Raw genomic sequence first — 26,134 nt, forward strand, 5'->3', positions numbered from 1 at the left:
CCCCTGTTCGAATGGAGTCCCCTGTCCAGGGGGCGGTGACGATGGGTCCGGCCTGGGAGTACGACGGCTACCGGCCGGAGGAGGAGCGGCTGCGGGAGTCCCTGTGCACCCTCGGCAACGGCTACTTCGCCACCCGCGGCGCCCTGCCCGAGTGCACCGCGGACGAGGTCCACTACCCGGGCACCTACGCGGCCGGCTGCTACAACCGGCTCACCTCCGAGGTCGCCGGGCGCCGGGTCGAGAACGAGGACATGGTCAACCTGCCCAACTGGCTGCCGTTGCGCTTCCGGCTCGCGGGCGGGGACTGGCTCACCCCGGACACCGCCCACGTCACCGAGCACCACCAGATCCTCCACCTCGACCCCGGCCTGCTCGAGCGCCGCACCGGCTACAGCCTCCCCGGCGGCGGGACGCTCCATGTGCGCCAGCTGCGCCTCGTCCACCTGACCGATCCCCATCTCGCCGCCCTGCGCACCGAGTTCACCCTCGAGGGACCCGGTGTCGGCCTGGAGGCCGAGGCCGCACTCGACGGACGGGTCACCAACTCCGGTGTGGCCCGCTACCGGGACCTGGACGGCCGGCACCTCACCCGTTTCCACACCGGCACCGCCGCACCCGGCACGGTGTGGCTGCGCTGTCGTACCCGCACCTCCGACGTCCGCTTCGGACTGGCCCACCGGCTGACCGCCGACGTGCCCGTCAGCCACGCGAACGAGGCCCACCGCGCCGTCCAGCTGGTGCGGCTCACGCTGCTGCCCGGCCGCACCGTCACCGTCGACAAGACCGTCGCCCTGCACACCTCCCGCGACCCCGCCATCGGCGACCCCCTGCACGCGGCCGTCGAGCGCGTCGACGCCGCCCCCGGCTTCGACGAGCTGCGCGAGACGCACGCCACGGCCTGGGAGCAGTTGTGGCGGCGCACCGCGCTGGAGGTCCCCGGCGAGGCGGGCAGCATCCTGCGCCTGCACCTGTTCCATGTGCTGCAGACCCTCTCCCCGCACACCGCCGACCTCGACGTCGGCGTGCCCGCGCGGGGGCTGCACGGCGAGGCCTACCGCGGCCATGTCTTCTGGGACGAACTCTTCGTCCTGCCCTACCTCAACCTCCACCTGCCCGAGGTCTCCCGCGCCCTGCTCCACTACCGGCACCGGCGCCTGGACGCCGCCCGCCACGCGGCACACGAACTCGGCCGGCGCGGCGCGCTCTACCCGTGGCAGAGCGGCAGCGACGGCCGCGAGGAGGCCCAGCAGCTGCACCTCAACCCCCGCTCCGGCCACTGGCTGCCGGACCACTCCCACCTGCAGCACCACGTCGGCTCGGCGGTGGCCTACAACATCTGGCAATACCACGAGGCCACCGGCGACACCGACTTCCTGCACGGTGAGGGCGCCGAGATGCTGCTGCACATCGCCCGCTTCTGGGCGGACTCGGCCACCTACGACGCCCGCCTCGGCCGGCACCGCATCCGGGGCGTGGTCGGCCCCGACGAGTACCACGACGCCTACCCCGGCGCGACCGCACCCGGCCTGGACGACAACGCGTACACCAACGTCACCGCCGCCTGGGTGCTCGCCCGCGCCCTGGAACTGCTGAACGCCCTGCCCGAGCCACGCCGCCGTGAACTCACCGAGAGCGCCGGCCTGGAACACGACGAGCCCGTCCGCTGGGAGGAGGTCTCCCGCACCCTCCACATCCCCTTCCACGACGGGGTGATCAGCCAGTTCGAGGGGTACGGCGACCTCGCCGAGCTGGACTGGGACGACTACCGCAAGCGCTACGACGACATCCGGCGCCTGGACCGGATCCTGGAGGCGGAGGGCGACTCCGTCAACCGGTACAAGGCGTCCAAGCAGGCCGACGTCCTCATGCTCGGCTACCTCTTCTCACCCGCCGAACTCCGCGCCCTGTTCGGCAGATTGGGCTACCGACTGGACGAACACGCCTGGACCGCCACCGTGGACCACTATCTGCACCGCACCAGCCACGGCTCCACGCTCAGCGGCCTGGTCCACGGCTGGATCCTGGCCCGCGCCCGCCGCGCGGACGCCTGGGCCTTCGTCCAGGAGTCGCTGCGCGGCGACATCGCGGACCTCCAGGGCGGCACCACCGGCGAGGGCATCCACCTCGGCGCGATGGCCGGCACCCTCGACCTCGTCCAGCGCGGACTGACCGGCCTGGAAACCCGGGGCGGCGTCCTGAGCCTCGACCCGGTCCCGCTCCCCGAACTCTCCTCCTACGGGTTCCCGTTCCGCTACCACGGTCACTGGGGCGCCCATCTGCGCCTGCGCAGCGGCCTGTTGGAGGTGTCCGTACCGGCCTCCGACCGTTCCCCCATCGGCATCCGCCTGTGGGGCCAGGTGATCACGGTGGTGGCCGGCGAGACGGCCCGCCTGGTGCTGCCGGAGTGAAGCGCCCCGCGCCCTTCAGGACGCGCGCAGGAGGAACACCGCGAGGCCGGCGGCGTCGTACCGGGGGTGCCTGCACGCGCTGCGAGCAGGTGCCGCTCGGTGTCGCCCAGCGGGCGGAACCGGCCGCCTCTCGACGGCAGCGGCCCCGAGGACCACCATGCACCGGTGGGTGGTTGACGCATCGACGAGTGGTCGCTGAAGAGAGGAGCCGCGTGGATGAGCGCGACCGACGCCCCCCTGCGGGTGCTGGCGGTGGACGACGAGGAACCCGCGCTCGAGGAGCTGCTGTACCTGCTCGGGCAGGACACGCGCGTCGGCACGGTGATCCCCGCGCCGACGGCCACCGAGGCGCTGCGCCGCCTCGGCCGGGTCATGGAGGCCGGACCGGACGGCGCCCCGGCCGTCGACGTCGTCTTCCTCGACATCCACATGCCCGGACTGGACGGTCTCGAACTGGCCCGCCTGCTCGGTGGGTTCGCCGCACCCCCGCTGATCGTCTTCGTCACCGCCCACGACGACTTCGCGGTGCGTGCCTTCGACCTCAAGGCCGTCGACTACCTCCTCAAACCCCTGCGCAAGGAGCGCTTCGCCGAGGCCGTGCGCCGGGTCGCCGACCTGGTCGCGGCCGGGCAGGGCCCCCGGCCGGCCGCCTCCGCGGTGACCTCGCCCGCCCTGGGTGACCAGGTCCCCGTGGAACTGGGCGGCGTGACCCGGTTCGTGCCCATCGCCGACATCACCTACGTCGAGGCGCAGGGCGACTACGCCCGGCTGCACACCCGGCACGGCAGCCACCTGGTGCGCATCCCGCTGTCCACGCTGGAGGAACAGTGGCGCAACCGGGGCTTCGTGCGTATCCACCGCAGCCGGCTCGTCGCTCTCGGCCGCATCGAGGAACTCCGCCTGGACGGCGGCAACGTGACCGTCCGGATCGGTGACCGGACCCTCGCCGTGAGCCGCCGCAACGCCCGGGAACTGCGCGACCTGCTGGCCCGGCACGTGGCGGGCAGGGTCCGCAGGTGACGGACAGGCGGCGATTGCGCTCTGCGGCTGCCGGTGCGGCCTCGCGCTGCGTACACTCGCCGCACACCAGGTGATCACCGTGGCCTCGGGGAGTGCGTCATGGGTGCCGAATCCGTCCCTCGCAGAGAGCTGGTCACCGGACGGCCTCCCGCCGAGGACCACGCGGTGCCGCGCCCGCCGGCCGTCCCCGAGCCGCGCCCGGACGCACCCGAAACCGACGCCACCGTCAGCCTGTTGATGCATCGTCAGATGCGTGCCGCGCTCCTCGCGACGACCCTCCTCGCGGTCCCGATCGGCCTGCTCCCCCTCCTGCTGCGGCTCCTGCCGTCGGCCACCGGCGCGCCCCACGTCCCTCTCGCGGTCTGGCTGCTCCTGGGCGTGGCACCGTACCCCGCGCTGCTGGCCATCGGTGCCTGGTACGTCCGCCGCGCCGAGCGCAACGAGACCGAACCGGCCCGCCCGTCCCCCGTGGAAAGCCCCTGACCATGCGCCGAGCAGCCGCCGGGGCCGCCCGGTGAACCAGACGTACGGCATGGCGGGCGTGACGGCCGTGGTCCTCGCCACGGTCCTCGTCGGCGCGCTCGGTCTGCGCATCTCGCGCACCACCTCCGACTTCTACGTCGCCTCGCGCACCGTCGCTCCCCGGCTCAACGCCACCGCGGTCAGCGGCGAGTACCTGTCCGCCGCCTCCTTCCTCGGCGTCGCCGGACTCGTCCTCGCCCAGGGCGTCGACATGCTGTGGTTCCCCATCGGTTACACCGCCGGCTTCCTGGTGCTGCTGGCCTTCGTGGCCGCCCCGCTGCGCCGCTCCGGCGCCTACACACTGCCCGACTTCGCCGAGGCCCGGCTCGAGTCCCGGGCGGTGCGCAGGGTCGCGGGCGTGCTGGTCGTCGGCATCGGCTGGCTCTATCTGCTGCCCCAGCTGCGCGGCGCCGGCCTCACCCTGCGGCTGCTCACCGGCGCCCCGGGCTGGCTCGGCGGCCTGGCCGTCTCCGCCGTGGTGACCGCGGCCGTGGCCGCCGGCGGCATGCGCAGCATCACCTTCGTCCAGGCCTTCCAGTACTGGCTGAAACTCACCGCCCTGCTGGTGCCGGTGCTGTTCCTGCTGCTGGCCTGGCGCGCCGATAGCGCCCCGGCGCCCGTCTGGGACGAGCGGCCCGCCTTCCACCGCTCCACCGAGGTGCGTATCGACACCCCGCTCGCCCTCACCGTGAGCGAGCCGGTCCGGGTGACGGTGTCCGGAAGCGTCGACGGCCGCCGGGTGCACGGTGCCACGGTGCGGCTGGACGAGGGCCGACACCGGCTCGGCGCGGGCACGACCGTGCGCTTCCCGGCCGGCGCCGTCGTCCCCCTGCCCGACCGGACCCCCGACCGCGCCTCCTCCAGCTGGGGCACGCCCCTGTCCGCCTCCCGCGAACAGCACGGCCTGTACGCCACGTACGGGCTGATCCTCGCCACCTTCCTCGGCACCATGGGCCTGCCGCACGTCGTCGTCCGCTTCTACACCAACCGCGACGGCCGCGCCGCCCGCCGCACCACCGTCAGCGTGCTGGGCCTGCTCGGCGCGTTCTACCTGCTGACGCCGCTGTACGGCATGCTCGGCCGGCTGTACGCGCCCGACCTGCTGCTCACCGGCGACACCGACGCGGCGGTCCTCGTCCTGCCCCAGCGGCTGCTCGGCGGGGTCGCCGGGAACCTGCTCGGCGCGCTCGTCGCGGGTGGCGCCTGCGCGGCGTTCCTGTCCACCGCCTGCGGACTCACCATGTCCGTCGCGGGCGTGCTCGCCCAGGACGTCCTGCCCACCCTGGGCGTGCGCCACTTCCGGCTCGCCACGCTGCCCGCGATCGCCGTGCCCACAGCCGCGTCGGCGCTGGTCGGCGACCTGCCCGTGGCCGACGCGGTCGGACTGGCCTTCGCCGTCTCGGCCTCCTCCTTCTGCCCGCTGCTCGTCCTCGGCATATGGTGGCGCGGCCTGACCCCGCCGGGCGCGATCGCCGGGCTGCTCCTCGGTGGCGGTTCGGCGCTGGCCGCGGTGACGGCCACCATCGCCGGCGGCGCCGACTCCGGCTGGCTGCACACCCTGCTGGCCTGGCCCGCCGTGTGGTCCGTCCCGGTCGGCTTCGCGGCGATGATCCTGACCTCCCTCGCCACCCGTGACCGCGTCCCGCCCGGCACCGCCACCACGATGGCCCGCCTCCACCTGCCCGAAGCCACCCGCCCGGGCCCGGCCACCCCCTGACCGAGGAGCCACCGTGTCCACCACCGACCTCGCCCGCACCGGTCACCACCGCACCCGGGCCCGCCCATGACCGTCCTCGGTACCGCCGCCCTCGTCCTGGCCGGGCTCGCGCTGTTCGTGCTCGGTGCCGCCCTGGGGCACGGCGCGGCGCGCCGGCAGCAGGAGCACGCGGTCGACGCCGACGGGGCCCGGGCCCTGGTCCACACCCTGCACACCGTCGCGCTCGCCGCGGCACCCCTGCGCGCCGGGCTCACCCCGGACACGGCCCGCAGGGCGGCGCGGCGGCTGCGCCCGCTGCTCGGCGCGCCCGCCCTCGCTCTCACCGACACCGCCGCCGTCCTCGCCTGGGACGGCGCCGCCGAGCACCACCGCGAGCACCTCACGGCCCAGCTCACCGACCCGCCCCGGACCCGGACCTTTCCGCTGTCCTGCGACGACGAGGACTGCCCCGTCCGCTGGGGCGCCCTGGCCCCGCTCACGACCGACGGGCGGCCCGCCGGCGCCCTCGCCGTCTTCGCCGCCAAGGAGTCCGCCGCCCACACCCGGGCCGTGGCGGCGGCCCGCAGGCTCTCGCTGGACCTCGACCTCGCCGACCTCGACCGGGCCCGCGTCAGCGCCCACCAGGCCGAGGACCGCGCCCTGCGCGCACAGATCTCCCCGCACTTCATCTACAACTCGCTCGCCGGCATCGCCTCCTTCGTGCGGACCGACCCCGAGCGGGCCCGCGAACTCCTGCAGGAGTTCGCCGACTTCACCCGCTACTCCTTCCGCCGCGGCGGCGACTTCACCACCCTCGCCGAGGAGTTGCGCTCCATCGAGCAGTACCTGGAGCTGGCCCGCGCCCGCTTCGGCCGCCGTCTGGAGGTCACCCTGCGCATCGCCCCGGAGGTACTGCCCGTCACGCTGCCGTTCCTCTGTCTGCAACCCCTCGTCGAGAACGCCCTCAAACACGGCCTCGAGGAGTCCGTGGAGCGCAGTGTCGTCACGATCACCGCCGAGGACGAGGGCACCGAGGCCCGCGTCGTCATCGAGGACAACGGCGTCGGCATGGAACCGGCACGCCTGCGCGCGATCCTGCGCGGCACGGCCGGAGCGGCCACCGGCATCGGACTGCGCAACGTGGACCGCCGGCTGCGCCGGGTCTACGGCGACGCGTACGGCCTCGTCATCGAGACGGGCGTCGGAGCGGGCACGAAGATCACGCTCCATGTCCCCAAGTTCCGCCCCGGCATCCAGGCCTCGCCGCCACCGTGAGCGTCCTGCCCACGGGGAACTGCGCTGCCGCCATGGAAGTGACCATCCTGGTCGTCCCGGAACGTCCGCACACCGCGGCGCTGCGCGAGCGACTGGCTCTCGCCCTCCAGGGGCGTGACGAGGTCACCGTGACCTGGCGCGAGGTGACCGACCCGGCGCAGGCCGAGCGGCTGGGCATGCACGGCTCGCCGACGGTGCTGGTCGACGGCGCCGATCCGTTCGCTCGCCCGGGGCAGGAGGCGAGCCTGTCGTGCAGCGTGGGCCCCCCGCCGTCGGTGGAGCGGCTGCGGGAGGCCGTCGCCGCACCGCGCCCGACCACAGCACGCGAACCGTGACCGCGGACGTGCGCGGGGGAGCCACGGCCGCGTCGGTGACCCCCGCCCCGCAGATGTGGCCGCTGTACGCGGCCGGGTTCACCACCGCCTTCGGCGCGCACGGCCTCGCCGCCAACCTCGGCGGGCACACCAGCCGTGACCTGTCGCGCCTGCGGGACCGGCTCGACCTGTGGGCGGCCCTGCTGTGCCGCACGGACCCGAGCGGAGCACAGGCTGCTACGACCGCTCGACGTGCACGCTCGTCGACTTCACCCGCGCAATGACCGTGACCCCGACCGCGAGACCCAGCTCATCCGCGGCCTCGCGGGTCACCAGGGACACGACCTGGTGCGGACCGGCCTGGATCTCCACCCGGGCCACGACGTCGTCCGCCCTCAGGCCGGTGACGATGCCGGTGAGCGCGTTGCGCACGGAGGTGGGCCCACCAGCCGCCCCGGCCCGCTCGTCCTCGGCCGCGCGCTCCCGCACGAACCGTGCCAGCCCCACGCCGTCGATCATCCGGTTGCCCGAGCCGTCCCGGCCCATCGGCGGCCGGCCCGCGTCCGCCCACCGGCGCACGGTTTCCGGACTCACCCTCAACAGGCGCGCGGCCTGGCCAATGCTGTACGTCGGCACCCTCGAACCCTAGCCGTCCGTTCTCCTCGCGCAGGCCGTGCATGCTGCCGCGCCGGCTGGAGTACCGCGTCGCGCTCGCCAGGGAACGCCACTTCGCCCGCGCAGCAGCCGTCTGTTACGTGTCGCAACCGTCCCCGTCGGCCGCGATACGAAGACTCGAGCACGACCTCGACGGCATGCACGTCGGCACGGGCGCCGCCGGACGCATCGGCCTCGCCGTCCCGCGCCGCCTCGCGCCCTGCGACGTGAAGCTCCACCGCCCCAGGCGGAGACCGGCGGGCTGTTCGGCGGCGACCCGCCATCGGCGACGAAGCGCGGGCAGTCGGTCCAGGTGTGTACTTCCGGGTTCCGGGCCGACCATGGATGAAGGCAGAACACCCGCCGGTACGGCAGGAGCCGAGGCACCGAGCGGGAGGAAGATGAGGCATGGGCACGACGGACCCCTCCCAAGCAGGCCACGGCCGGCCGGTGGCGTCTCCCACCGCGCCGCCGAGCGGCCTGCTCGATCTGCTCAGCGTTGCCGCAGTGGTGCTGAACGCGCAGGGCCGGGTGGTCTTCTGGAGCCCGAAAGCCGAAGAACTGTTCGGTTACACCGCGGCGGAGGCGCTGGGGCAGCACGCGGCCCGGCTGACGGTCCACGAGGAGCACCGGGACGCGGTGACCGAGCTGTTCGCCGAGGTCCTGGAATCCGGTACCGACTGGGCAGGGGCGTTCCCGATCCGGCACAAGGACGGCAGCACCCGCCTGGTGGCGTTCCGCAACATGCGGCTGCTGGACGACCTCGGCGACGTCTACGCCCTGGGACTTGTCGCGGACCAGTCCGCCGTGGAGCGGGTCGAGAGAGACGCCGCCCTGGCCATGCGTCTGGTGTCCCAGTCCCCGGTCGGGCTGGCCATTCTGGACCCGGACCTGCGGTACGTGGCCGTGAATCCCGCTCTCGAACGCATCACCGGTCAGTCCGCCGCCGAGCGTCTGGGCCGGTCGGTCGGCGAGATGCTCACTTACCTGGACACGGACCCCGAGGCACGTCTGCGCCGCGTCCTGGAGACGGGCGAGTCGGTCGTGGACCGTGACATCGTCTGCCGTCCCCCCGGCGACCCGGATCACGAGCATGCCTGGTCCGTCTCGTACTACCGGCTGGAGGACTCCGGTGGACGGGTGCTGGGCCTGGCCTACTCCGTCATCGACGTCACCGAGCGTTATCGTGCCGCTGCCGAGGCGGCACAGGCCCGGCAACGGCTGGCACTGATCGCCAGAGCCTCCGCCTCCGTGGGCACCACCCTCGATCTGGAGACGACGGCGCGCGAGCTTGCCGATGTCGTCGTACCGGTCCTGGCCGATGTGGCGGCCGTGGACGTACTCGACAGCGTCCTCGACGGCCGGAGCGCGCCGCACGAGGGACCCGCGCTCTTCCGTGCCCTCGCGATCAGCGCGGCCCACTCCACGGAGACGGTCCGCGCGGCCGACCCGCCGGGAGGACTCGCCCACTACGACAGTGACCGCCTGATCACCCAGTGCGTGCACACCCGCCAACCGGTACTGGTGCCCCACACCACCCGTCAGGATCTCGAGCGCATCGCCCGGCACGGCGAGGCGGCCTCCGCCCTCGCGGCGGCCGGCGTTCATTCCTACCTGGCCGTACCGCTCGTGGCCCGGGGCGAAGTCCTGGGCGCCCTGGACCTCGCGCGCACCCGGAACCCCGTGCCGTTCGACCACGACGACGCCTTCCTGGCCTGCGAGTTGGCCGCCCGGGCCGCGGTGTGCATCGACAACGCCCGCGGGTACCAGGCCCAGCGCAATGCGGCCCTCGTCCTCCAGCGCAGCCTGCTTCCGGAGCGCCCGTCGCATCTGCCCGGCCTGGAGGTTGCCTGCCGATACCAACCCGCCGGCGCCGCGAGCGAGATCGGCGGCGACTGGTACGACGCCGTACCTCTCCAGGGCGACAGAACCGCCCTGGTCGTCGGAGATGTCATGGGCAGCGGTATCAACGCCGCCGCCACCATGGGGCAACTGCGCAGTGCCGCCCGTGCCTTCGCCGAGCTGTCCCTCGCCCCCGCCGAGGCCCTTCGTCACCTGGATCACCTGACCGAAGGCATCGAGCAGACCATCACCACCTGCATCTACTGCGTCTACGACCCTCACCAGGACCAGTGCGAGATCTGCCTCGCCGGTCACCTGCCCCCGGCCCTGCTGCGGGCCGGCCACGCGGCACAGCTCCTGGATCTGCCCACCGGCGCACCGCTGGGCGTCGGCGGGGTGCCCTTCGAGGCCGCCACGATCACCTTCCGCCCCGGCGACGAACTGGTCCTCTACACCGATGGTTTGGTCGAAACCCGAAGCGAACCCATCGACGCTCGCCTCGGCGCGCTCCTCGACGTCCTCACCGTGACACGCGGCCACGATCTGGAAAGCACCTGCGACCGCATCCTGGAGATCCTGCGCCCGCCCGGCGGTGAGGGCGAGGACGACGTGGCGCTGCTCATCGCCCGAGCCCGGTCCTGAGCAGTCACACCGGGGGAGGGGCGACGTCAGCTGCCGTCCCTCACCTGCGGCCGGAGACGGCCTTCGCCCAGCCCCGGGTGACCGTCTGCCTCGCCTTGTCCAGTTGCGCGTCCGTCGGGAACTGCGGCGTTCCCTCGACCGTCGGCAGTCGTGCGGCGGCGGCCTCGTCGAGGGTGCCGTCCTGCCTCATGGCGTCCATGAGCACCGGGCGGGCATAGGCGCGCAGCCGGAGGTTCTGGCCCTCCGGGCTGAAGAGATACTCCTGCCACAGGCGGGCAGCCGCCGGATGAGGGGCGTTCTTGCTGACCGCCAGCGCGAAGTACTGGGCGAAGCTGCCGTCGAAGGGGATGGCGACCTGCCAGTTCACGCCCTTGTCGCGGAGCTGGTCGGCGTAGCCGAGGTTGATGTAGTCCCAGTTGATGCTGATCGGGGTCCGGCCGCTCGTGATCGTCGCCGAGTTGGAACTGACAGGGTTGAAGTTGCCGCGGTTGTTGAGTTCGGCGAAGAAGTCGAGACCGGGCTGGATGTTGTCGAACGACCCGTTGTTCGCCAGCGCGGTCGCGTAGACACTGGCGAAGGCGGTGGCCGACCGGGTCGGGTCGCCTTCGAGCGCGACCTTGCCCCGGTAGCCGGGCTTGAGCAGATCGGCGAAGGTCTCCGGACAGGGTGTGACCCGCTTGGCGTCGCAGCCGATGGAGATGTAGCCCCCGTAGTTGTTGGCCCAGCGGGCCTGCGGGTCCTTCTGACTGTCGGGGATCGAATCGTAGGCGGCCACCTTGTACGGCGCGAGAAGATTCAGTGCCGCCGCATTGCGTGCGAACGTATCGCCCACGTCGATCACGTCGGGCGCTGTCGGCCGGTTCCCCCTCTTCCTCAAGGCGTCGATCTCGTCCTCGCTGTGGCCCAGCGGCTTCTCGACCGTGACCTTGATCCCGTACTTCTTCTCGAAGCCGCTGATCAGGCCGCCGTAGTCGGCCCAGTCACGCGGCAGCGCGATCGCTCTGAGCGTGCCCTCCCGTTTTGCTGCGCTGATCAGCGCGCGCATGCCGCCCATGTTCGCGGCGGACGTGGCCACCGACGGCTTCGCGGGGCCGGTGGCCGGTGTGCTCTCGCAAGCGCTCAGGCCCAGTGCCACGAGAGTGAAGCAGCAGCCGAAGACCGCCGCTGCTCGGGCACACGGTGTGGTCACGGCTGCTCCCGGAGGTGGGGGGTGAGGTGGTCACCTCGTCCCGCTGCCGGCGGCGCCACCGGGTCCGCAGCGGCGGGCCTCCCGCTGCGCCTCCCGGCTTGTCCGGCTCCACGGCGCCGACGAAGTGGACATCGAGGCCAGGGTAGGCCGCCTCGGCGGCGCAATGCCGACCGGCCAGCCCGGGACCACCGTCTTTCCCTCTTTCCCCCGGCGTGAGGCTGCTCCGGACGGGACGTACCCGCACACTTCACATCGCGGTGTCGTCCCACTGGTCGAGCAGCAGCTCGCCGAGTCCTTCCGCCTCCGGCGCGGCGGCGTGGTGCAGCGACTGTTCGGCCCAGATGACCTTGCCCGTGGTCGTGTAACGGGTCCCCCAGCGTTCGGCGAAGCGGGCGACCAGGAAGAGTCCGCGGCCCCCTTCGTCGGTGACCTTCGCCCGGCGCAGCCGCGGCGACGTGCTGCTGCCGTCGGCGACCTCGAAGATCAGGGCACCCGCATCGGGGCTGCCGGCCGGCTGTGTGCGCAGCAGCCGCACGGTGATGGGCTCGGCTCCGTAGCGGACCGCGTTGGTGATCAGCTCGCTGAGGATGAGTTCGGCGGTGAAAACGACCTGCTCCAGCCCCCATTCCGTCAGTCGGCGGGCGCAGGCGGTGCGCACGGGGCCCACCGCCGCCGGGTCACGGGGCACCTCCCACTCGGCGACCTGATCCGGTCCGAGTCGGCGCGTGCGGGCCACCAGCAGCGCGATGTCGTCCCAGGGCCGGTCGGACAGCATGGCCTCCATCACCGCCGCGCAGGTGGCCTCCGGTGTGCGGTCGGGCCCTGTCAGAGCGTCACGCAGGGCCTCCAGACCGGCGTCCAGGTCACGGGTGCGGTCCTCGATCAGCCCGTCGGTGTAGAGCACCAGCCGGGAACCCTCGGGCACGGTGAGCTGGGCGGCCTCGACCGGCAGGCCGGCCGCGAGCCCCAGGGGCGGGGAGACGGACAGCCGAGGGAAGTCGACGGTCCCGTCGGGCCGGACCAGCGCAGGTCCCGGGTGTCCGGCCGTGGCGATGTCCAGTCGCCCGGAGGTGGGGTCGTAGACGGCGTACTGGCAGGTCGCTCCGGTGACCAGCCCCTGCTCGTACTCCGCCGGGGTGATCTCCTCGGAGTCGATCTGCGCCACCAGCTCGTCCAGCCGGCCCAGCAGCTCCTCCACGGGCATGTCCAGGACGGCGAAGTTGTGCACGGCGGTGCGCAGCCGGCCCATCGTCGCCGCGGCGTGCAGACCGTGGCCCACGACATCGCCCACGACCAGCGCCACCCGGGTACCGGACAGCGGGATGACATCGAACCAGTCCCCGCCCACCCCGGCCTGGGCCGGCAGATAGCGGTAGGCGACGTCGAGGGCGGACTGCTCGGGCAGCGCGCGGGGCAGCAGACTGTGCTGCAGGGCGACGGCCATGGTGTGTTCGCGGGTGTAGCGGCGGGCGTTGTCGATGCAGACCGCCGCCCGCGCGGCCAGCTCCTCGGCGAAGGACACGTCCTCCTCCTCGAACGACGGGGAGCCCCTCGCGCGCCAGTACGTCACCACGCCCAGCACCACGCCGCGGGCGCGGAGGGGCACCACGAGCATGGAGTGGATGCCGTGATCGAGGATCCACCGGGCGTCTGCGGGCTGCTGCGACCGCCAGGCGTCGCAGGCGCTCAGGTCCCCGACCAGGATCGAGCGGCCCTCGGCCATCGCCAGGAAAACGGGGTGGGCCGGGACGAGCCGGATCAGCTCGCGGACGGAGTGGAGGGGATGGCCCGCGTCGAGACCGGCGACGGCGCTGCGGCGCAGCTCGGTGATCTCCGCGGGCGCACCGGAGATCTCCTCGCCGCGCAGGACCGGGTCCAGCAGATCGACGGTGGCGATGTCGGCGAACCGGGTCACCGCCACCTCGGCCAGTTCCTCGGCCGTGCGCTTCACATCGAGCGTGGTGCCGATCCGCAGTCCGGCGTCGTAGAGCGACTGCAGCCGTTGGCGCGCCCTCTCCGCCAGCCCGGAGACGGCCAGCAGCTCGGTGGTGTCCCGGAGCGTGACCACGCTGCCGGCCGGCCCGTGAGGCGCGGTGAGCCGCTTGCTGACCGCCAGCAGCCGGTCGGCCGCCAGGTACACCTCGTCGGTGGCGGGGCGGTCGGCGGCCAGCAGCCCGGCGAGGTCCTCCTCCAGCCCCAGATCGGTGATCTGCCGCCGCTCCGCGTCCGCCGGCAGGGCCAGAAGCCGTCGCGCCTCGTCGTTGGCCAGCAGCAGGCGGCCGTCGCCGTCGATGATCAGCACGCCCTCCCGCACCGCGTGCAACACCGCGTCGTGGTGCTCGTACATCCGGGTCATCTCGGTGGCCCCCAGGCCATGGGTCTGCCGCCGCAGCCGCCGGCTCACGAGGGCCGACCCGCCTGCGGCGAGGACCAGAGCGGCGGCGGCGCCGGCGAGGAGGACGGGCAGCTGCCGGTCCACCCGGTGCTGCACCCTCTCGACCGTGACGGGCACGGAGACGACGCCGATGACCGAACCGTCAGGGCTCCTGACGGGCACCGCCGAGACCACGGAGAGCCCCAGCGAGCCCTTGAACGTACTCGTGAACGGCTGGCCGGTCGCCGCCGCCGCATAGGGCCCGATGACGCGTCTGCCGACCTGACGCGGGTCGCTGTGGGCGAGTGTGACCCCGTTCAGTCCGTACACGATGACGGCGTCGACTCCTGTGGCCTTCCGGACCGCTTCGACGTGCGGCTGTACCGCCGCGGTCGGGTTCGCGCTCTTGAGCGCCGCCACGACCCCCGGGGAATTCGCGAACGTCTGCGCCACGGTGAGCGTCCGGTGGCGGGCGTCTGCCATCACGTCGCGCTGAGCCTGTACGACGAGCGCCACCAGGGTGGCGGCGACGAGCAGCAGCACAACCGCCAGCTGGAGCAGGAAGACCTGGCCCGCGAGGCTGTGCAGGCTCAGCAGCGAATCCGACCGCCACGCCTCGCCCGCCCGACGGCGCCGACCGCGCCGACGAGTCCGTACGGACGCATCAGGCACATCCTGCCCGGATTGACCTGAAACTCCGCTCACATCACCTTTCTATCGTTACTAGGTGGCCGACCGCCAAGCGTCCGCGACGCACGGGGGTCCACTCGAGGACGGCGATGAGCGCAAGATCGCCCTTGACCTGCAAAAGCAGGCAGGGAGCAGACGGATCGGGAGTTTCTTCGTGTCGCTGTCTCTGCTCGTCGGCCTGGGCGCAACTGCTGTACCACCAGGACGCCAAGAACCTGCCTGCGGAAGCGGTAGCGGCAACGAGGAGCACGGCGGCGCCAACCCCGGGGGACGACGCAGCACGTCGTAGCGGAGGAGGGGTCAGGGCTGCTGGGCGCTGCTCCACCCGGTCGTGCTGGAATACGAGTCCAGCAGGTCCACCACGAAGACCAGGGTCGAGCCTGCCGGGATCAACGGCGAGGGCGACTGACTGCCGTAGCCGAGACGTGGGGGAACGATGATCTCGCGCCGACCGCCGACCCTCATCCCCCTCACCCCCCTGTCCCAGCCCTTGATGACCTTGCCGCTGCCCAGGGCGAACTTGAACGGCTGGCCCCGGTCCCAGGAGGCATCGAACTCCTTCCCGGACTCGAAGGTCACCCCGACATAGTGGACCCTGACCACCATGCCCGGCTTTACCTCGGCCCCGTCCCCGACGATCAGGTCCCGGATGGTCAGCTCGGAAGGAGCGTCACCCTCCGGAACGTCGACCTCGGGCTTCGTCAGTTCACTCATTGCAGCCTCATCACTCTCCGTCGGATGCCGTCGCACGGACCAGCCGGACACATGGACACTCCATGCAGCAGATGGTCACGCTACCGAGAGTGCCGGTCCTCGGAGCACACCGATCCAGCGGCCACACGTGATGATCTTTCGTACAGCCGAGGTACGCGACCGGCACGCACAGGTCACATCGCGTGGCTGTGCAGCGCTCGTGAGGCCTTACGCCGCACCATGCGCTCGTGCATCGCCCACGTATCCGACGGGGTGACTCCGACCTGCGGCGCGTTCCGTCGGTACGAAGTCGTCGAAGACGGTGTGGGTGAGCCGTCCTCCCTGCCACCTGCCCGTCGCCCACCGGTACCTGGCGCCCGTCCAGGACCCTGGAGTGGGCGGCGACTGGTACGACATCATTCCGCTGGACGGGCACCGCACCGGCAACGTCGTGGGTGACTTGATGGGTCGCGGCCTGGAGGCGGCGGCCGTCATGGGCCGGATGCGCGCGGCCTCCCACGCACTGGCCCGCACAGACGTACCGCCGAGCCGGCTGATGACCAGGCTGGACGCGTTTGTGGCCGACCTGGCGGATCAGCTCGTCACCTGCGTCCACCTGGTGGTAGACCAGAGCACCCACGAGGTCATCCTCTGCTTGGCGGGACACCTCCCGGTCAGCGCCCTGCCCCCCGACGGGCCTGCCCGAATGCTCCAGACGCCGGTCGGGGTACCGCTGGGCGTCAACGATCCGTATGGCGCAGGGGCGCCGTTCCAGCAGGCGACCCAACCCGCATATCGGGAGAGCCTCGACCAGACCGCAGACCTACTGATCAAGACCCTCCTGCCGGACATGGCCACGCCTGACGACGACGTGACACTGCTCCTGATCGGGCTGCCGATCCCGAAGGGAGAGGACTTCCGTGCCTGATTGCCACGATGGCGGTCTTCTTCGACCCCGGACTGACGGAGTGCCCGTGCCGGCACCGGCCGCCGACGGCGACCGGTCTCGGTACATTTGTGCAGAAGGGATCACGACTGTCAGTCGTGCGGTTGTCAGCCCGTGCTCATGAACCTCGCAAGCGAGGCAGTATGTCCGACTTGAGTGCGCCGATCGTGGCAACGTTCCTCGTGTACGTGGCCGTCATGATCGGAACAGGTGTACAGGCCTACCGCCGTACGCACACCTTCGCCGACTTCGCCCTGGGCGGCCGCAGGCTCCCCGCTTTCGTCGCCGCCCTGTCCGCAGGGGCCAGCGACATGTCCGGCTGGCTGTTCCTCGCCTTCCCCGGAGCGGTGTACGCGGCCGGTGTCGGCGCCGGCTGGATCGCGGTCGGGCTGGTGCTCGGTACGTATCTCAACTGGTTGTTCGTCGCGCCGAGGCTGCGCACCTACACCGAGCGGGCAGGGAACGCGGTGAGCCTGTCGGCCTACCTGGAGGAGCGGTTCGAGGACCGCACACGGATGCTCCGGATGGTCTCGGCGGCGGTCACCCTTGTGTTCTTCACGGTGTACGTCGCCAGTGGACTGGTGGCCGGCGGGCTGCTTTTCGGGCACATCTTCGGCGCCGGTTTCCGGCTCGGGGTAGCCCTGACCGCCCTGGTGATCGTCGTCTACTCGTGCCTGGGCGGCTTCCTGGCCGTGAGCCTGACGCACGTCATGCAGGCCACGCTGATGTTCCTCGCCCTGCTCGTCCTCCCCGTCGTCGGTATCGCGACGCTCGGCGGCTTCGGTGCGCTTCGTGACTCCCTCAACACCAAGACGCCCAGCCTGCTGGACATGGGTGCCAAAGTCGACTTCGTGAACGGACGGTGGTCGGCAGGCGGCGGATCGCTCGGCGCCGTCGCGATCATCTCATTGCTCTCCTGGGGCCTCGGCTATTTCGGGCAGCCGCACATCCTGGCCCGCTTCATGGGCATCCGCAGCACCAGTGCCGTGCCGGCGGCCCGCCGTATCGAGACCGGGTGGGTGGTCGTGGTGCTGGCCGGTGCCACAGTGGTCGGCCTGCTGGGCATCGCGCGGTTCGGCACACCGCTCCATGACCCGCAGACGGTATACATCGCTCTGAGCCGGACCCTGTTCAGTCCGTGGGGCGCCGGTGTGATGCTGATCGCGGTACTCGCCGCGATCATCTCGACCGCGGACAGCCAGCTCCTCGTGTCGTCCGTCGCCCTCACGGAGGACTTCTACCACGCGTTCCTCAAGCGGCGCGCCTCGGACGAGGCACTGGTGTGGGTGGGGCGCTCCGCCGTCGTCGCCGTGACCCTCGTGGCCTCCCTGATCGCGCTGCGAGGCGGCGGGCTGCTGGGGATCGTGGGCTACGCCTGGGCGGGCTTCGGGGCCGCTTTCGGCCCGGTGGTCCTGCTTTCGCTGTACTGGCCCCGCATGACCTGGGCGGGGGCCATGGCCGGGATCGTGTCCGGCGCAGTCACGGTGCTCCTGTGGCGTGTGATCAAGCCGCTGCACGGCCCCTTCTGGTCGGGCATCTACGAGATGATTCCGGGCGTCCTGGTCGCCACTCTCGCGGCACTGATCTTCGGCAGGTTCGTCGGCCGGCCTCCGAAACGTGCCTTCTGGCGGATGCCGGGCGGCGGAGTGAGCCAGCTGATGCTCACCCCGTTCCTCAGCCACGCACCGGTCGGCATCGCCGTCCTCGACACGGATCTGCGGTACGTCTGGGTGAACGAGCCACTGGACCGCCAGATCCCCCTCAAACGACGGCTGGGGCGGCGGATGGGGGAGATCCTGCCGCAAGCCGAGGCCGACGCCTTCGAGGAGAAGATGCACGAAGTTCTCCGGACCGGCGCGCCGGTGATGGACTACGAGTACCGCGGCGCCGGCTTCACGGTGCACGACCGAAGCCGCGCGATCTCCGCCTCCTTCTTCGCGATGAAGGACCGCCACGACCGGAACGTCGGCATCTGGTACATGATCATCGACGTCACCGAACGATGGCGGGCCCAGGAACGCCTGGCCCTGCTGAACGACGCCGCCGCGCGCATCGGCAGCACCCTGGACGTCACCCGGACCGCGCAGGAACTGGCTGACGACGCGGTGCCGGCCGTCGCCGACTTCGTCGCCGTCGACCTGCTGGACTCGGTCATGAGAGGCGAGGAGCCGACACCCGGGCCGGTCGGCATGGCGCCCGTCATCCGCCGCGCGGCCCAGCAGTCGGTCCGGGAGGGCTGCCCCGAGGCGTCACTGGCCGTGGGGGAAACAGTCCGACGTGCGCCCGCGACGCCCGTGACCCGCTGTCTGCTCGAGAGCAAGACCCTGGTCGAACGGGTTCTGGACCGGACCAACAGTCCGTGGGTGACCGTGGACGAGACGCTGGGCGCCTCGTTCCTGGACTACGACTTCCGCTCGGTGATGGTGGTCCCCGTTCGGGCGCGCGGCGTCACCCTGGGGGTGGCGACGTTCGCCCGGTCCCGGAGGCTGGGCCCCTTCGAGGACGACGACGTCCGCCTCGCCGAGGAACTCGTCTCCCGCGCTGCGGTGTGCATCGACAACGCACGCCGCTTCACCCGCGAGCGCACCGCGGCCCGCTCCATGCAGCGCTACCTGCTGCCGCAGGACCTGACGGGAGGGTCCGCTCTCGCGGTGGCCTCGTGGTACCTGCCGGCGGACGCCCCCAGTGGTGTGGGCGGCGACTGGTTCGACGTGATCCCGCTCTCCGGAGCACGTGTCGCCCTGGTCGTCGGAGACGTGGCCGGGCACGGTATCAACGCCGCGGCGACCATGGGGCGCCTGCGCGTCGCGGTACGCACGCTCGCCAACCTCGACCTGTCCCCGGACGAACTGCTGGCCCGTCTGGACGACCTGGTCATCGGCCTCATGGGGGCGCACGACATCGATGCTGCGTTGGCGGCCGAGGACGAGGCGACGGGCACCGCATTCCTGGGCGCCACCTGCCTGTACGCCGTCTACGACCCGGTCAGCAGGCTGTGCACAATGGCCCGAGCAGGTCACCTTCCCCCGGTGATCGTCGCTCCAGACCGCGCCGCCGACATTCTGGACCTGCCCGCCGGACCACCACTCGGCCTCGGCTACCTCCCCTTCGAGGCCATCGAGACCGAGCTGGAAGACGGCAGCCTCATCGCCCTCTACACCGACGGCCTCATCGAGTCCGTCGACCGGGACATCGACATCGGGCTCTCCCGGCTGGGCAATGCCCTCGCAGCCCCCCTGCCCACCCTGGCGGAGACCGGCCGACGAGTGATCGACAGCCTACTGACGGGTCCGCCTGCCGACGACGCGGCCCTGCTCCTCGCCCGGACCCGTGTCCTGGCCCCGGACCGCGTCGCCTCCTGGGACCTGCCCAGCGATCCGGCTGCCGTCGCGCACGCCCGCGACCTCGCGGCTCAGAAGCTGACGGAGTGGGGCATCCCCGATCTCACGTTCACCACGGAACTCATCGTCAGTGAACTGGTGACCAACGCGATCCGCCATGCGGCTGGGCCGGTCTGCCTGCGCTTGATCCGGGATCGCGGCCTGATCTGCGAGGTCTCCGACGCCAGCAGCACCGCGCCACGGCTACGTCACGCGCGGACCACCGACGAGGGGGGACGAGGCCTGCTGATCGTTGCCCAGATGGCCCACCGGTGGGGCACTCGGTACACGAAGACCGGCAAGATCATCTGGACGGAGCAGGTCATTGCGGCCGACGCGATCGGCTAGCCCGGCGGGCGGATCCGCCGTCGCCGAACAACGTGGATCTGATGGCTCCGGCAGGCGGGGCAGCGGGGCGACTGCCTGCCGTCAAAGTGGTGGACGGGGGCGATCCTGTCATACCGGTCCGCCAGACTTCCGGCTGACATGGCTGGCCGGTCGCGCCGGCCACCGCCCGTGCCGCGGAACCGCCACCGGCATGGGCTTCGGGTTCGTCGAGGTGATGGTCCTGGAGTTCGACCGCCTGGCGCCCGTGTACGGGCGTGTGGTGGTCGGCGTGGCCATCCACCAGGACGGCACCCCGCAGGTGCGGGGACATCTCCAATGCTGGTGTGGTCATTGTCCAGGGGTACCAGCAGCTGCTGGCGGACGACTTCTCACAGGTCGCCGATGCCACGGCCGCGACGGTTGCCGAGTTCACCCGAGGATCCTCCGGGGTGTGGGGCATACACGAGATGATCAGGGGCTTTGAGGGCGACCCGGTGCTCTTCAGCGCTGAAATGGGCAGTCCGCAGAGATGACCGCTGCCCAGGTCTTTCGATCAGCGGCCGGCTTCCTTGCGGTTCCGGACAACCCCACGGAAGGGCGCTGGTGCTCGTAACGCGTGTGGCGGCGCTCGACGCGGCCGGGAGACGATTTCCCGTTCCAGGAGGCGCGGCGCTCTCCGTCGCCGGCGCCGTCACCCACCTCGGTGCGCGGGCCCTGATCCGTTACCTTCCGCAGCCAGGGTCGCCCGCACCCGCTGCTCCTCGCGAGCAGAGCCGACGTCCCGTTCCAGGGGTGTGCGGCTCACGGCTGTCGCGAGGTCTTCCAAGGCCCGTTTTTGCAGTTCCGCCTCGCGCCGCACGACCGGGCTCCCATTGCCGGCGGCGTTCTCCCACGCGTGGAGCGCCTCCTCCACGCGTCCCCAGTCCGGATTCCTGTGCTCGCGCACGGCGACTGCCGCCTTCGCCGTGTCCGTCTCCAGGGCCTCGGCGAACCGCTCCGCCTCGGGGACGACACGGCTGTCGGCCCGCGGGACGTGGCTCTCCATGAGCATCGCCGCGCGGCCGAACCCCTTGAGCGCCTCCTGGGCCTCCCGCGCCTCGCGCGACGTCAGCCCCCTGGGGCGGACCGGTTCCCGCCTTGCCCGGTCGTATGCCTCCTGCCAGGCGGCACGTGCCTCCCTGCTCGCCAGCAGTGCCCTGCGCATGTCGGCGTGATGCTCCCGGGTCGGTTCGGCGTAGTTGCGGAGCACCGCGGCCGCGTAGCGGCCGTTGGCGGCGAGCCAGTCCGCAAGCCGGCCCGGCAGCCGGGGTGTCTCCCAGGCGGGGAACACCACGTACGCCAGCATGGCCAGGGCCCCGCCGAGCAGGGTGAGCACCACCCGCTCCGGGACTGTCTGCTCCCATGCCTGTCCGCCCATGCCGAGCAGGAAGACGACGTACGCGGCGGTGAAGCACTGGGAGTAGGCGTAGCCGGTGCGGTTCACCGTGTACGACAGGCCCGCCGCGACCACCGCCAGCGCGCCGGACACGTGGGCGTCCGGGCTCAGGGCCCGCACCATCCCGGTGGCGAGCGCGACCCCGGCCAGGGTTCCGGCGAACCGGGCCACCGCACGCGCGTACGTCCGGTGGAAGTCCGGCCGCATCACCATCACCGAGGCGAGGGGCGCCCAGTAGCCGTGGCCCAGGGGGAGCCGGGCGGCGATCAGATAGCCGAGCGTGGCCACCGCCGCCAGGCGGACGGCGTGCCGGAACACGGGCGAGTCCCGGCGGAACTCACGGCGGACCGCCCGGACGACGACCGGGACCAGCCGGTGCATGGTCGGGCGCACCAGGAACTGGGCGCCGGCGAGGCCGGGCGGCGTGGGTGTCCGCCCGCGGGCACAGCCGCTCCCGGCGATCTCCAACGCCTCGCCGAGCAGTTCCACGAGCCGCTCGGCGGCTTGCCGCGCGGAGCCCTCCAGCACCTCGTGCTCCTCGTCGACGCACAGGACGTCCATGCTCCCGGGCCGCACCTCGGCGGGAGTGCCGCGGCGGATCGAACGGGCGGCCGCATCCAGAACGTCGGCGGCCGCGTCCAGCAACTCCCGCGCGCGGTCCCGCCCGGGTCCCTCCGCCGGGGCGCCCACGTCCGGGTCGGCGAGCGCGGCGACGACCGGCCGAATGCGCTCGGCGAGTCCCCGCGGGCCGTGCAGGACGGGGGGACGGGTGCGGGCCTGTGACGGCGTCACGGCAGCCGCGTCCCGGGCCGTCATCAACGGCTCCGGGTCGAACGGGGCGGTCGGGTCGTGCCGCAACCGGCGGGCGTAGTCCGCCACGGCGGCCAGGGCCTCGGCGAGCGCGTCACGATGCGCTCCCCAACGCCGGATCGGGAACAGCAGGATCAGCACGGCCTGCGTCACGCCCCCGAGCGCGATGACCCCGGCGTGCTCCAGGGCGTGCCCGACGCTCGTGGGCAGGGTGATGGTCACCAGCATGCTGCCGACCGTCGTCGCTGCGACGATCCCAGCGGTCGATCCGACGGCCCACGCCATTCCCGCGGCAAAGGCCCATACGGCCAGCAGCGGCAGGAACGTCACGAGTCGCCCCGCCGCCAGGTAACCCACGAAGGTGCTGAGCGCCAGACCCGCGCCCGCGCCGAGCGCGATCACCTTGCGTGGACGCCAGGTGCGCTGGAAGGTGGCCCCACCCGCGGAGTAGGCGCCGAGGGCGGCGGACGCGGCATACGCAGGGGAGACCAGCCACAGCGTCGGCCCGACGACGATCGCCACCCCAGCGGCCGTGCGGAGCGCGAGCAGGGGCTCCAGCCGCGTCTCCTCGATCGTGAGCCCGGATCGCACGACCTCCCTGAAGGCCCGCCGCCACGTCACGGATGTGAGCCTAGCCGGAGTGCCCTGCCAGGTCGCGTCGGCCGCGGCCGACGCTTCCTGTGCGCTGCGGATAGGCGGGCGCACACCCCGGATCGGGTCGAACACTTACACCTGTCCTCGGACGCAACCTGACATGCCGGACGCCACCACGGACCTTGACGGAAGTCCTCGCGGATCGGCGAAGACGCCAACCATGGCTATGACTGCAGGAGCGCGTTCAGACCCGGCCTGTCGAGTAGGCGCCCGGCAGGCCCGGGGGAGGCGTCCGTCATCCGTTCTACCGGGCCGGACGCGGGCGATCGCCCCTGGTTCAGGTCCGACCGGAGAGCAAGCGAAACGCCGTCCGTCAGTCCCGGTGGAGCCGGGGTCGATCGCCACTCGCCGGCCGGACCCATCCCCGGGAACAGGCGGACGGCGGCCCTCGGGTCTCCTTACCGCCTGTGGCCGTTGCCGTGTCCGTTGGGATGCAGGACCACCTTGGTCCAGCCCTCGTCACGGGCGTCGAAGTGCTCGTAGGCGGTGGGGGCCTCGTCCAGGCTGAGCTCGTGGGAGACGACGAAACTCGGCTTCGCCTTCCCGCCGGCGATCAGATCCCGCAGCGCCCGGTTGTACTTCTTCACCGGCGCCTGCCCGGTCCCCATGCGCTGGCCCTTGAACCACATCATGCCGAAGTCGATCGGGACCTTGCCCTGAGCTTCCAGCTCCCCCTGGGCCTCCGCGCCGCCGGGGTCCTGGGGCAGGAACACGCCCACCACGCCGATGCCGCCCGTGAACCTGACCGAGTCAATCAGGCCGTTGAGCGTGAGGCTGGCGTCCTCGTGTCCCTCAGGGTCGTGTGCCTGGTAGCCGACGCATTCGCAGCCGTTGTCGGCGCCCAGACCGAGGGTGGCCTCCTTGACGACCTCCGCCGGGTTCTGCTCGGCGGTGTTGATCGGGATGGCCCCGATCTCCTCCGCCTTGCGCAGCCGGTCGGGCTGGTAGTCGGCCGTCCAGACGCGGCCGGCGCCCTTGAGGAGGGCGGAGTAGGTCGCCATCAGCCCGACGGGACCGGCACCGAAGACGATGGTCTGGTCGCCCGGCTTGACGTGGGCCATCTCGGTGGCGTGATAGCCGGTCGGGAAGATATCGGCGAGCATCACGTAGTCGGTCTGCCGCTCGGCGGCGTCCTCGCCCAGTCGCAACGCGTTGAAGTCGCCGTAGGGCACGCGCAGCAGCTCCGCCTGGCCACCCTGGTAGGGCCCCATGTCGGCGAATCCGTAGGCGGCTCCCGCAAGCGCCGGTTCCGGCTGCATGGTCAGGCAGTAATTGGTCAGGCCCTGCTCACACTGCTTGCAGAAGCCGCAGGCGATGTTGAAAGGCAGGACCACATACTCGCCCACCTGGATCTTGCGGACGGCCGAGCCGACCTCCACGACCTGGCCCATGTTCTCGTGTCCCAGGGTGCGGCCGGACTCGAACGAGGTGCGGCCCTCGTACATGTGCAGGTCCGAACCGCAGATGTTCGTGGTGGTGATCTTGACGATGATGTCGCAGGGGTGCTCGATCTTCGCGTCCGGTACGTCCTTCACTGTGACCGTTCGCGGTCCTTCGTATACCGCTGCTTTCATGATGACTTCCCTTGATGTCGCGGCATGGCGGTGATGGAGAGAGCGCAACGAGCCTGACCCTCGCAAGTACTGCGACTCCGGCACACCTCCGAGAGCCGTTCACCTGGATTAGACGGATCGGTCAATTGCCGTCGGCCCGCCAGGCGGAGCAACCGCGCTCCGGCGGTGTTACGTCCGGGTCCCCGTCGGCCCCGAGGCGAAACAACCACGTACCGACCGATCAGCGGAATCTCCGGACCCGGACGACCACCAACCGACGGCACATCTCCGACTGAGGCCAGTCACCCGCCAGTCCCCGTGGTCGTCCTGCAGCACGCTGCGACGCTCCTGTTCGCGCTTGGAGTAGGCGGCTGCCCGGATCGCCTCGTCGCTCTCCAGGCCCGATCCCAGCGCGCCACCCACCGTGGCGACCGAAGCGACGAACCAGGACAACGTCCAGTACTCCGTGACGTGCAGCGGCGTTCGTGTCGGGGAAGCGAACACTCGGTCGTTGAGGATGAACAGCGCCCACACCAGGTTGATGACCACCACATCCACGTAGCAGACGATCACCCCGATACCCACGGTCACGACCGTCGAGGCGTTGTTGAGCGAAGTGGTCCATTCCGAGGCCATGTTTGAACTCGCGGTAATCGTGCTCGATCCGCCAGCGCACCTTGGCCCACCGCACCAGGTCAGCGGCCGGTGTGGTGGCGGGCGGTGCGGCGCGACCCGGGCCTCGTGAGGGTTCCCAGTCGCCACATTCCGCCCCCCCGTCCGGCGGCTCAGTCCAGTCCGGCGACATGCACCGGGGCGCGACTGCTACAGCAGCCGGTCGAACACCGCGGTCACGCCCTCCCAGTGACTGGTCTGCGGGTTCTTGAGATCCGGATACATGATTTTGAACGTCTCGGCGAGAGCGACGCTGAGACCGCCGATGATCTCGGGGTAGCGCTCTTCGGCCTCCTGGGTGGGTGTCCTGTCGAGGGGAGGGTGCGCGGCGAGCTGTTCCAGGATCGGCTTCAGCTCGACCTCCTCGTCGAGCCGCCGGAACCGGTGGATGCTCTCCTGGAGGCCCTTGGTGATCGGTAGATCCCACGGTTCGACGGTATCCCTGCCGTTGGCCTTGGCCGACGCCTGGCCGACGACCAGGAGGTCGTAGAGCTTGGCGTCGACGAAATCGCCGTATCGCTTCAGGTCGTTCCTGTCCACGTCGAGGCTTGCGGCGGCGCGGAAGAACCTTTCGAACTTCGACACACCCATCACGGTCATGCCTCTCGCCTCCTCACCGGGAACGGACGGCGCCGATCGCTCCCGCCCGCGCCGTCATCGGCTGTTACCCGGTCGAGATTCGCAGAGCCCCCTGCTGAGCGCCTCCGCACTCCAGGCCGAAAAAGGGCGCCCCCTCTTCCCCTGGCAGAGCAGCATGAAGTTCGCAGGCATCCCTCGGCCAGCCGTACGGTCGTCCGTCTGCAGGAGGCTGTCCTCGGCTGCGCCGTCGCCGTCATCTCCGCCGTGCCGACGACGGTCGCGCCCAGGTCCACGCCCAGCCGCAGCGCGGCGATCTCCTGTTCACGCCGGACAGGGTCCTCGCCCAGGTACCAGGTGCCCAGCCCGAGCGCCGCGATCTCCTCACCGGCGGGGAGCGCGATCGTTCTGGCCGATTCCGCAGACATCTCGGGCCTCCCGTCCGCCGCGGATCCGTGTCAC

18 protein-coding genes and 2 pseudogenes are annotated in these 26,134 nt (G+C 71.5%); 12 read left to right on the forward strand and 8 right to left on the reverse strand.

The window, feature by feature from the left end; all coding sequences use genetic code 11:
* Nucleotides 1-11: 11 nt before the first annotated feature.
* The 7 genes from GQF42_RS38310 to GQF42_RS38340 all read left to right on the forward strand — a co-directional run bounded on the left by GQF42_RS38310 (nt 12) and on the right by GQF42_RS38340 (nt 7,519).
* Complete coding sequence (locus GQF42_RS38310) at nt 12-2,408, forward strand: glycoside hydrolase family 65 protein (protein ID WP_199272943.1); 2,397 nt, start codon at nt 12-14, stop codon at nt 2,406-2,408.
* A gap of 216 nt (nt 2,409-2,624) precedes the next feature.
* Nucleotides 2,625-3,428, forward strand: coding sequence for a LytR/AlgR family response regulator transcription factor (locus GQF42_RS38315; RefSeq protein ID WP_158927660.1), 804 nt, complete (start codon nt 2,625-2,627; stop codon nt 3,426-3,428).
* 99 nt (nt 3,429-3,527) lie between these two features.
* A complete protein-coding gene (locus GQF42_RS38320; protein WP_158927662.1) occupies nt 3,528-3,911 on the forward strand; it encodes a hypothetical protein in 384 nt (127 codons plus the stop codon).
* 31 nt (nt 3,912-3,942) lie between these two features.
* Nucleotides 3,943-5,667, forward strand: a complete 1,725-nt coding sequence (locus GQF42_RS38325; protein WP_407699517.1) for a sodium/solute symporter — start codon at nt 3,943-3,945, stop codon at nt 5,665-5,667.
* A gap of 66 nt (nt 5,668-5,733) precedes the next feature.
* Nucleotides 5,734-6,921, forward strand: a complete 1,188-nt coding sequence (locus tag GQF42_RS38330) for a sensor histidine kinase (protein WP_158927664.1) — start codon at nt 5,734-5,736, stop codon at nt 6,919-6,921.
* A gap of 32 nt (nt 6,922-6,953) precedes the next feature.
* Complete coding sequence (locus GQF42_RS38335) at nt 6,954-7,256, forward strand: thioredoxin family protein (RefSeq protein ID WP_158927666.1); 303 nt, start codon at nt 6,954-6,956, stop codon at nt 7,254-7,256.
* A complete protein-coding gene (locus tag GQF42_RS38340; protein WP_199273180.1) occupies nt 7,253-7,519 on the forward strand; it encodes a hypothetical protein in 267 nt (88 codons plus the stop codon). Before GQF42_RS38335 ends, GQF42_RS38340 begins: the two co-directional genes overlap by 4 nt.
* Here the strand turns inward: GQF42_RS38340 and GQF42_RS38345 are convergent.
* The gene (locus GQF42_RS38345) at nt 7,473-7,871 is read right to left on the reverse strand and encodes a TOBE domain-containing protein (RefSeq protein ID WP_158927668.1); all 399 of its coding nucleotides are present in this window, start codon (nt 7,869-7,871) and stop codon (nt 7,473-7,475) included. The two genes, GQF42_RS38340 and GQF42_RS38345, sit on opposite strands and share 47 nt — an antisense overlap.
* A gap of 41 nt (nt 7,872-7,912) precedes the next feature.
* On the opposite strand from GQF42_RS38345, the pseudogene GQF42_RS47840 reads away from it, so the two are divergent.
* Nucleotides 7,913-8,032 (forward strand): annotated as a pseudogene (locus tag GQF42_RS47840) (LysR family transcriptional regulator); the annotation flags it as partial.
* A 265-nt stretch (nt 8,033-8,297) separates the two neighbouring features.
* Nucleotides 8,298-10,373, forward strand: a complete 2,076-nt coding sequence (locus GQF42_RS38355) for a SpoIIE family protein phosphatase (RefSeq protein ID WP_158927670.1) — start codon at nt 8,298-8,300, stop codon at nt 10,371-10,373.
* A 40-nt stretch (nt 10,374-10,413) separates the two neighbouring features.
* Here the strand turns inward: GQF42_RS38355 and GQF42_RS38360 are convergent, their stop codons facing one another.
* From GQF42_RS38360 to GQF42_RS38370, 3 genes are all read right to left on the reverse strand, one after another.
* Nucleotides 10,414-11,562, reverse strand: a complete 1,149-nt coding sequence (locus GQF42_RS38360; RefSeq protein WP_375993497.1) for an ABC transporter substrate-binding protein — start codon at nt 11,560-11,562, stop codon at nt 10,414-10,416.
* A 247-nt stretch (nt 11,563-11,809) separates the two neighbouring features.
* The gene (locus tag GQF42_RS38365; protein ID WP_407699518.1) at nt 11,810-14,608 is read right to left on the reverse strand and encodes a SpoIIE family protein phosphatase; all 2,799 of its coding nucleotides are present in this window, start codon (nt 14,606-14,608) and stop codon (nt 11,810-11,812) included.
* 318 nt (nt 14,609-14,926) lie between these two features.
* Nucleotides 14,927-15,340 (reverse strand): FKBP-type peptidyl-prolyl cis-trans isomerase, encoded by a 414-nt coding sequence (locus GQF42_RS38370; protein ID WP_158927672.1) that lies wholly within the window; start codon nt 15,338-15,340, stop codon nt 14,927-14,929.
* A 307-nt stretch (nt 15,341-15,647) separates the two neighbouring features.
* Between GQF42_RS38370 and GQF42_RS38375 the strand changes: the two genes are divergently transcribed.
* The 3 genes from GQF42_RS38375 to GQF42_RS47845 all read left to right on the forward strand — a co-directional run bounded on the left by GQF42_RS38375 (nt 15,648) and on the right by GQF42_RS47845 (nt 20,505).
* The gene (locus GQF42_RS38375) at nt 15,648-16,247 is read left to right on the forward strand and encodes a PP2C family protein-serine/threonine phosphatase (RefSeq protein WP_233273627.1); all 600 of its coding nucleotides are present in this window, start codon (nt 15,648-15,650) and stop codon (nt 16,245-16,247) included.
* Between the two features lie 161 nt (nt 16,248-16,408).
* Entirely contained in the window at nt 16,409-19,993 is a 3,585-nt protein-coding gene (putP, locus tag GQF42_RS38380) for a sodium/proline symporter PutP (RefSeq protein WP_158927674.1), read from the forward strand.
* Between the two features lie 323 nt (nt 19,994-20,316).
* Complete coding sequence (locus GQF42_RS47845; protein WP_158927676.1) at nt 20,317-20,505, forward strand: hypothetical protein; 189 nt, start codon at nt 20,317-20,319, stop codon at nt 20,503-20,505.
* Between the two features lie 158 nt (nt 20,506-20,663).
* Here GQF42_RS47845 and GQF42_RS38390 read toward each other — a convergent pair whose 3' ends face one another.
* The 4 genes and pseudogenes from GQF42_RS38390 to GQF42_RS38405 all read right to left on the reverse strand — a co-directional run bounded on the left by GQF42_RS38390 (nt 20,664) and on the right by GQF42_RS38405 (nt 25,696).
* Complete coding sequence (locus GQF42_RS38390) at nt 20,664-22,838, reverse strand: FUSC family protein (protein ID WP_158927678.1); 2,175 nt, start codon at nt 22,836-22,838, stop codon at nt 20,664-20,666.
* A gap of 431 nt (nt 22,839-23,269) precedes the next feature.
* Entirely contained in the window at nt 23,270-24,445 is a 1,176-nt protein-coding gene (locus tag GQF42_RS38395; protein WP_158927680.1) for a glutathione-independent formaldehyde dehydrogenase, read from the reverse strand.
* 291 nt (nt 24,446-24,736) lie between these two features.
* A pseudogene (locus tag GQF42_RS38400) lies at nt 24,737-25,039 on the reverse strand (hypothetical protein); the annotation flags it as partial.
* A 207-nt stretch (nt 25,040-25,246) separates the two neighbouring features.
* On the reverse strand, nt 25,247-25,696 hold the full coding sequence (locus tag GQF42_RS38405; RefSeq protein WP_158927682.1) for a DUF1931 family protein: 450 nt from the start codon (nt 25,694-25,696) through the stop codon (nt 25,247-25,249).
* Nucleotides 25,697-26,134: the final 438 nt, after the last annotated feature.

It is taken from the genome of Streptomyces broussonetiae, from assembly GCF_009796285.1.
Taxonomy (GTDB): domain Bacteria; phylum Actinomycetota; class Actinomycetes; order Streptomycetales; family Streptomycetaceae; genus Streptomyces; species Streptomyces broussonetiae.

Coding starts and splice junctions, on each gene's coding strand:
- GQF42_RS38310 (WP_199272943.1), top strand. CDS start 12: ATGGAGTCCCCTGTCCAGGGGGCGGTGACGATGGGTCCGGCCTGGGAG.
- GQF42_RS38315 (WP_158927660.1), top strand. CDS start 2,625: ATGAGCGCGACCGACGCCCCCCTGCGGGTGCTGGCGGTGGACGACGAG.
- GQF42_RS38320 (WP_158927662.1), top strand. CDS start 3,528: ATGGGTGCCGAATCCGTCCCTCGCAGAGAGCTGGTCACCGGACGGCCT.
- GQF42_RS38330 (WP_158927664.1), top strand. CDS start 5,734: ATGACCGTCCTCGGTACCGCCGCCCTCGTCCTGGCCGGGCTCGCGCTG.
- GQF42_RS38335 (WP_158927666.1), top strand. CDS start 6,954: ATGGAAGTGACCATCCTGGTCGTCCCGGAACGTCCGCACACCGCGGCG.
- GQF42_RS38355 (WP_158927670.1), top strand. CDS start 8,298: ATGGGCACGACGGACCCCTCCCAAGCAGGCCACGGCCGGCCGGTGGCG.
- GQF42_RS38370 (WP_158927672.1), bottom strand. CDS start 15,340: ATGAGTGAACTGACGAAGCCCGAGGTCGACGTTCCGGAGGGTGACGCT.
- putP (WP_158927674.1), top strand. CDS start 16,409: ATGTCCGACTTGAGTGCGCCGATCGTGGCAACGTTCCTCGTGTACGTG.
- GQF42_RS38395 (WP_158927680.1), bottom strand. CDS start 24,445: ATGAAAGCAGCGGTATACGAAGGACCGCGAACGGTCACAGTGAAGGAC.
- GQF42_RS38405 (WP_158927682.1), bottom strand. CDS start 25,696: ATGACCGTGATGGGTGTGTCGAAGTTCGAAAGGTTCTTCCGCGCCGCC.